Annotated in this window: 8 protein-coding genes; 3 read left to right on the top strand and 5 right to left on the bottom strand. The window is 45.7% G+C overall.

The features are described from left to right. Positions 1-310: 310 nt before the first annotated feature. Together HQK80_14460 and HQK80_14455 are read right to left on the bottom strand one after the other, a co-directional pair. Positions 311-823, bottom strand: coding sequence for a peptidylprolyl isomerase (locus HQK80_14460; GenBank protein ID MBF0223401.1), 513 nt, complete (start codon positions 821-823; stop codon positions 311-313). A gap of 101 nt (positions 824-924) precedes the next feature. Further along, on the bottom strand, positions 925-1,266 hold the full coding sequence (locus HQK80_14455; GenBank protein MBF0223400.1) for a TraR/DksA C4-type zinc finger protein: 342 nt from the start codon (positions 1,264-1,266) through the stop codon (positions 925-927). Positions 1,267-1,477: 211 nt separating this feature from the next. Here HQK80_14455 and metF point away from each other — a divergent pair, with 211 nt between their 5' ends. Continuing rightward, on the top strand, positions 1,478-2,368 hold the full coding sequence (gene metF, locus HQK80_14450; GenBank protein MBF0223399.1) for a methylenetetrahydrofolate reductase [NAD(P)H]: 891 nt from the start codon (positions 1,478-1,480) through the stop codon (positions 2,366-2,368). A gap of 256 nt (positions 2,369-2,624) precedes the next feature. Here the strand turns inward: metF and bioB are convergent, their stop codons facing one another. From bioB to HQK80_14435, 3 genes are read right to left on the bottom strand one after another with little or no spacing between them, the layout of a single operon-like run. Further along, positions 2,625-3,542, bottom strand: coding sequence for a biotin synthase BioB (bioB, locus tag HQK80_14445; protein MBF0223398.1), 918 nt, complete (start codon positions 3,540-3,542; stop codon positions 2,625-2,627). An 8-nt stretch (positions 3,543-3,550) separates the two neighbouring features. Further along, positions 3,551-4,894 carry a poly(A) polymerase gene (locus HQK80_14440; protein MBF0223397.1) on the bottom strand — a complete coding sequence of 448 codons (1,344 nt, stop codon included), beginning with the start codon at positions 4,892-4,894 and terminating at the stop codon, positions 3,551-3,553. Positions 4,895-4,927: 33 nt separating this feature from the next. Beyond that, positions 4,928-5,902: a nitronate monooxygenase gene (locus HQK80_14435; GenBank protein ID MBF0223396.1), complete on the bottom strand. Its 975-nt coding sequence runs from the start codon at positions 5,900-5,902 to the stop codon at positions 4,928-4,930. A gap of 270 nt (positions 5,903-6,172) precedes the next feature. Here HQK80_14435 and HQK80_14430 point away from each other — a divergent pair, with 270 nt between their 5' ends. Next, entirely contained in the window at positions 6,173-6,553 is a 381-nt protein-coding gene (locus HQK80_14430; GenBank protein MBF0223395.1) for a hypothetical protein, read from the top strand. Next, positions 6,550-6,917, top strand: a 368-nt coding sequence (locus HQK80_14425; protein MBF0223394.1) for an NUDIX hydrolase, incomplete at its 3' end; no start/stop codon positions are given. The genes HQK80_14430 and HQK80_14425, both read left to right, overlap by 4 nt.

Raw genomic sequence — 6,917 nt, 5'->3', positions numbered from 1 at the left:
GCTTTCGTTATATTTGTTAATAAAAACAGGTGGTTGTCGGTACAGAAAATTGTATCGGTGGACGAATTGAATACCACTGCAAGTTGGTCGTATGTGACATGGTGGTAGTGTCTTTTTTGGGAACTGCAACGGGGGAGGGAGTGAGAAGACGTTGAATATGTGAAAAAAGTCTACGGTGTTTTCTGATCGAAAAATTGGCACTCCACCCCATAAGTACAATATTTTGTACTTATGGGGTGGAGTCGTTACAGGGCAGTGTCGGTGTTATGAAACGTTTTTTGGTGTCAAGACCTTGAGATTAAGGAAAAGCTTATCCCATTTGGGCATTCCAGGTTTCTATCCGCTCCTTATGGCTTTCCATAAGTGCTGTGGTGTCACCGCTGATGTTAATGGAGTTGATGGCGTCACCTTGAGCAATACTGTTAACTACGTCTTGGTCCGCCTCGCCTAGCACCTCCCCAAAAACGGTATGCTTACCGTCGAGCCATGGTGTTGGCAGGTGGGTTATGAAGAACTGGCTGCCATTTGTTCCCGGGCCGGCATTCGCCATTGAAAGAATGCCGGGCTTATTGTGCTTTAAGTCTGCTCGACATTCATCTTCAAATCTGTAGCCAGGGCCGCCTGTGCCGGTGCCATTGGGGCAACCGCCCTGAATCATAAAGTCACTGAGTACTCTGTGAAAAATTAAATTGTCATAAAATTTCTGTTGGGCCAGATTAACAAAATTGGCCACGGTAACGGGGGTCTGGTCGGCAAAAAGGCGGAGGTTGATATCACCTTTACTTGTTGAAATTGTAGCAGTTACTTGTGAAGCGTCACTCATGATCATTTTCCTTTTCTATTAATTTTTTGGTTTTAGTTTATAGGGTAAATTTGTGTCGCACCAGACCTGAAAAAAAAGAAAATCGGCTGGTGGGAATTAATTTATTCGGCCATTTCGGCACATGTAACACAAAGAGTGCTTTCGGGCACTGCCATAATTCGACCCAGGGGAATTTCTGCATCGCAGTCAATACATATCCCAAAATCGGGACGATCCATATTGGTGAGAGCATAGTTGAGTCTGGTAAGGCGTTCCTGAGCTTTTCGAAGTGCGGCATCATTTATACTTTTATTGCCGATGGCATCCATCCTGCTGATCCTGCCAATGGCATTGTCTGGGGAAATAGGTTTAGTCTTCTCCTTAAGGTTCTCGATAGTATTCCTGGATTCGGCGATGGCAGCCGTTATGTTTTTGATTAACTCAGTTTTACTTTTTGCTTCCATGTGGGCTAATTTAACAAACTCGGGGCTGAAGAGAAAGGTGTAATTTCATGAAACCACGGTTTTGTATGGGCAATCACTGCAGATAAAGCCGCTGTGCTTGACTTTTGAGGGCGTGGTCGATATGGTGCAGTACCAAAAAATGACCTGATTTTCAATCAGTATTGGTTAGTCGGATTTCATAGGTTGTAATGATTTATTATAAGGGGCCGGTATGCGCGTTAAAGATATTTTAGCAAAACAGTATTCGACATTTAGTTTTGAGTTTTTCCCACCAAAAACTGAAGAAGGCTGGGACAAGCTTTTCGTAAGTATTTCGGAACTAGTTCCCCTTAAACCTGCCTATGTAAGTGTTACGTATGGTGCGGGCGGTTCGACTCGTGATCATACCCACAATCTGGTGGTTCGGATACAAAAGGAGACAGATCTGACGGTTGTCTCCCATCTAACCTGTGTGGGGCATAGCCGTGATGAAATACGCAAAATCCTTGAGCGCTATCAAGACAATAATGTTGACAATATTCTGGCTCTTCGGGGAGACCCCCCGGCAGGACAAAAAGAGTTTGTAAATCCAGTTGATGGTTTTCAATACGCCGCAGATCTTGTCGGATTTATAAAAAAGAGTTTTCCGGATATTTGCATCGGCGTGGCGGGTTTTCCTGAAGGGCATCCTGCCACTCAGAACCGCCTTAAAGAGATTGAGTACCTGAAGGCCAAGGTTGATGCAGGCGCCGACTATATTGTTGCACAACTTTTTTTTGATAACAGGGATTTTTATGATTTTTGCGAACGATGCCAGTTGGCCGGAATTCATGTGCCGATTATAGCCGGAATTATGCCCATCACTTCGATTCATGGCATGACTCGAATGGCCGAACTTGCTGCAGGGGCGCGAATCCCTGCCCGACTGCTAAGGTCGGTAAGCCGAGCCCATAACGATGAGTATGTCGCAAAAGCTGGGGTGCACTGGGCAACGGAACAGGTCAGAGATCTGGTCGATAACGATGTGCGTGGTATTCAATTCGTCCACCGATACAATTTTCTGTACCGACAACCACCTGTTTTTATTAACAAATATAACGAAAGCCGAACAAGACCCGGCTAAATACAGTTCATAGCATAATTACACAGGTAGTGAAGAAATGGTTTTTGCTGATGAAGAAAAAAACAATATTTGAGATGATCGTAAAGGCGGGGGACCCAGGGCAGGCTACCAAGAAAAAATACAACGAAAAACAAGAAACAAAAGAAATGGTACACCTTTTGCTATATTAAGAAATCAAGATTAAAACTCTTGAACTCCTTTCCAGTCAAAAACCTGCTTTTTCCCCGAAAGCAGGTTTTTCATTTTTAAGAACCTGTTAGCACTCCCAAAGCCGTTGCATCTGTTGAACAAATTCGAGATCCTTTGCAGTCGGGCGCCCTCTCTCCGTCAAATAACCACCGATCATCATGCCGTCAGCACCAGCCATGAAAGCGGAACTTAAAAAATCCTGCAAGGCCGATTCACGCCCAGCCGCCAACCGCACAGGAATGTCTTGGAGAATTATTCGATACAAGGCAATTGACCGCAGGATCTCCTCAGATTTCAGAGGCTGCTGTCCGGCAAGCGGAGTTCCTGGCAGAGGAATCAGGATATTAATAGGCACCGAATCCACATGTAACTCTCGCAGTGTCAGTGCCATAGAGATGCGATCCACCTCTGTTTCTCCCAAACCAAAAATACCGCCCGAACAGACCTCTATGCCGACTTCCTGCGCCGCAACAATAGTATCAACTCGTTCATCAAAACTATGCGTTGTTACTATCTGTGGAAAGAACTCTTTTGACGTCTCGAGATTATGGTGATAACGAGTCATTCCAGCCTCTTTTAATATCAAGAAATCTTCTTTCTTTAATATCCCCAAAGACGAACAGACTGCAATACCAACGTCACTTCTAATTGCTGAAATAATCTCAGCCACCTTTTTGACGTCGGCGGAATTAAGCCCCCGACCACTGGTAACGATGGAAAAATGCTGCGCCTTGTCTTCCTTAGCCTGTCTGGCAGCTTTCAGGATAGTTTTTTTATCCAGCAGAGGATAGACAGGGGCTTCGGTCTTGAAATGCGCGGACTGGGCACAAAAACGGCAGTTCTCACTGCATTGACCCGATTTGGCGTTAATAATACTGCAAAGAGAAAATTGGCTGCCGCGATGTCGGAGTTTCACATCCAGGGCAATGGACATTAATTCGCGACACGATTTAGCACGAAGAGTTTCAAGATCGACAGTAGTCATAGTAAGGCTTATTTTTTCCGAAATCCAAAAACACCACCGACAGTAGACGGAGCAAAAGCAACACCACGGGGGCCACCACTACGCGCAAAACTCTTCTTGATAAAAGTTGGCTCGCTCCGATCTTCATCGGCTTTAAGTTTGAGCTCGGAAGATGGGAGCGTTTTTGCACCAATAGCCTCGTTATACATCTGATACAGCAACAGTCCGTCTTCAAAATAGCTCTTCTTTTTCAGCCACTTCGGCCAGACCTTGCCATCTTTGAGGTTCACAATAAGCGGCAAGGTTGCAATGCCTCGAGAAACGGAGTCCAGCAGGCTTCGTTTAACGTTAAGATACGAAAGTGCCTCTGCGAAACTATCGCGCAACCTGCGTGATAAAAGATATGAATCCTTTTGCGTTTTCACAGCCATAAGATCGGGTTCACTCAAGGCCCACGGCAAGAAAAGTGCTGATAAAATCAGATCCTCCGGCACCACCCGCCCCTCAACAACTAACCTGTTTACCACATCGAGCATATCATACAGAAACTTGCAATGCTTCTGAGCATCAGGGCCATCCGCCATCACTTTCTTGCAAAAAGGAAAAATCACAAAAAACAAGCCGCTGGCAATTGCCAGTTCAGCCCAACGTCGACAAGCCCCTCCACTCAGATCTTTAAACAGCTCGTCGCGTATCCTGGAGACAGGACATAAAAGCAGTTTGTCGCGATGCTGACAGATAGCCACAAAGGTTTCAGGGTCAATTTCAAAAGAGGCCCGAGCAGCATGTCGAATAACCCGCATCATCCGTACCGGATCTCGAATTATCCTGCGCTGCGGATCACCAATAAGACGCACGATTTTATCGTTGAGATCTTTGACGCCACCGACATGGTCGATAACCGTAAATGTCTCAATCTCATAGAACAGGGCATTTATGGTTAAATCGCGTCGAAATGCATCTTCTGCAGAATCACCAAAGATATTATTGGACGGAAGCACAGCATCCTCGCCATCCACTTCAAACTCACTTTGACAGCGAAAGGTCGACACTTCGACAATTTTTCCACCCCCAAAAAAAACCTGTACAAGCTGAAAGCGTCGCCCGATGATCCGGCTGTTTCGAAATATCTTGCGGATCTGGGCAGGCTTGGCGTTTGTACTTATGTCAAAATCTTTTGGTACTTTGCCAAGCAGAATATCACGCACACCACCACCCACCAGATAGGCTATATAGCCCTCATCACGCAAACGATAGAGAACCTTCAACGCTTCTCGGTCTATCTGTTTTCGGGAAATCGTATGCTCACTGCGAGGTATAATAAGCGGTTTCCGTACTAGTTCCGCGCTATCTATGGATGAGTTGAGTGGCATTCCTTATCTATGACAATGAAACCTTGAAAAAGGTCAAATGGACTCTTTGTAGACAGATTCAGCTTGAGAGACAAACTGATCAAATACTTCCTGAACGGAAATGATCTCATTAAACTTATATACTTTCTCGCCTGAAAAAATCAAGCCGCCATCAACATCTCCACCAATGGCCGAGCGAGTCAGGCGATCATTGATGCAGTAGACATAATCGCACTTACGCAGGCATTTAAACTGACACTCCTCGGGACGCAGTGATTTATCCCCGGCACTCAACCTCTCAATAAACTTATTGCGAATGGCACGGCCAGGCATACCAACGGGAGAGTGCATCAAGCCAACGTCATCCTTACCGGCATTAACAAACGCCTGTTTAAACTCAGGGGAAACATCGCACTCCTTAGTCATAACAAAGCGAGTCGCTATCTGAACGCCGTCCGCACCGTACGTATCCATCATTTCGGCCATTTCATAGCCATCAGAAATACCACCGGCTGCAATCAGCGGAATGTTTTTAACAACCGCACGAATATCGGGGAAGATAGTCCTTAACGATTTATCGGTTCCCAGGTGACCACCAGCCTCTTTTCCTTCGACAATGATAGCTGCAGCACCTAATCGCTCAGCAAGTTTTGCAAAAGACGGTGAAGAAACAATTGAAACGATTGGAACATTGTGCTCCCGACCAATCTTAAAAATGTCTCTGGAAAAACCCGCCCCGGTAACAATTATGTCGACACCTGCCTCGATGGATCCCATGACCAGTTCATGAAAATCTTTCATGGCATACATGATATTAACGGCAATTATCCCTTTCGTTGCTTTTTTCGCTTTTCGAATATCGGCCTGAAGCTCGGCAACAGGAATTGCTGAACCACCAATAACCCCAATGCCACCACAATCTGCAACCGGTGCGCACAGTGCCGCCGTGGAAACTCGAATAGACATCCCCCCCTGGATAAGTGGGATTGGAGCTGTATATTGTCCGATGGTTAACGAAGGTAACTTCATGTAAGTGCTCCAGCGCTGTGGTTTAATACGACGGTGTTCTCAATACGACAGCAATATAGATTTCAGAATGGCAGCGATATCGTCTTGACTCGACGACAATACAGCAGTTAATACGTCATGTTTTCTATCGATTTTTCTTTTGAATGATACGAGGGCATAATGCATCTCTTGACTCAATTTGTCAAGCAAGTTACCTAGTACGTAGCACAAGACCACCAGTTTTTGTTGAACACCAACTCTCACAACCTTGACACTATTTTTGAAAAACTGATGAAAAACCCAATCGAAGCCGATTTAAAACCCATGTTAGGAGCCGTAGAGGTTCTTACCGAGCTTTCCAAAAAGGCACCCTTATCATTTATAACAGCACGACCGCTTAAGGAGCCAATTGCTGAATGGCTCGAATGGGTTCTTGGTCCCAAGGTCTATAAAAACACCCGCCTCATTGCCATGGGTGATCATGACGGCAAGCCAGCTTTCATAAAAAATCTTGGCCTGCGCTACTTCATAGACGACCGCGCTGAAACCTGTATTGAACTTGCCTATCACCTGGAAAGCTGCCCACTCGTTTACACGCAACCATGGAACCAGGGCCGCCACAATTTGGACATGGTGGACTCCTGGTCAACTATCCAGAAAATTTGCCAATGAAATGCCCTCAATGCGGTCTGGTCATAAAGGAGTTTAAAAACCCGGTTCCCACCGTTGATATTATCATTACTATTGACGGAGGGATTGTACTCATAGAAAGGAAAAATCCCCCATACGGCTGGGCACTTCCCGGTGGATTCGTTGACTACGGAGAAAGTCTTGAAGAAGCCGCTGTGCGAGAGGCAGAAGAAGAAACCAACTTAACCGTGAAACTGACCGGACAATTCAGAACCTATTCCGATCCAGGCCGCGATGCTCGCCTGCACACAATCTCCACCGTTTTTATGGCAGAAGCAACTGGAACACCTGTTGGTGGCGACGATGCCATACAAGCCAAGATCTTCAAACAACACTCCATCCCTCC

This window comes from Desulfobulbaceae bacterium (assembly GCA_015231515.1).
GTDB lineage: Bacteria > Desulfobacterota > Desulfobulbia > Desulfobulbales > VMSU01 > JADGBM01.
Note: the sequence above shows the minus strand (reverse complement) of the source record. Positions and strands in the feature narration are given on the sequence as shown.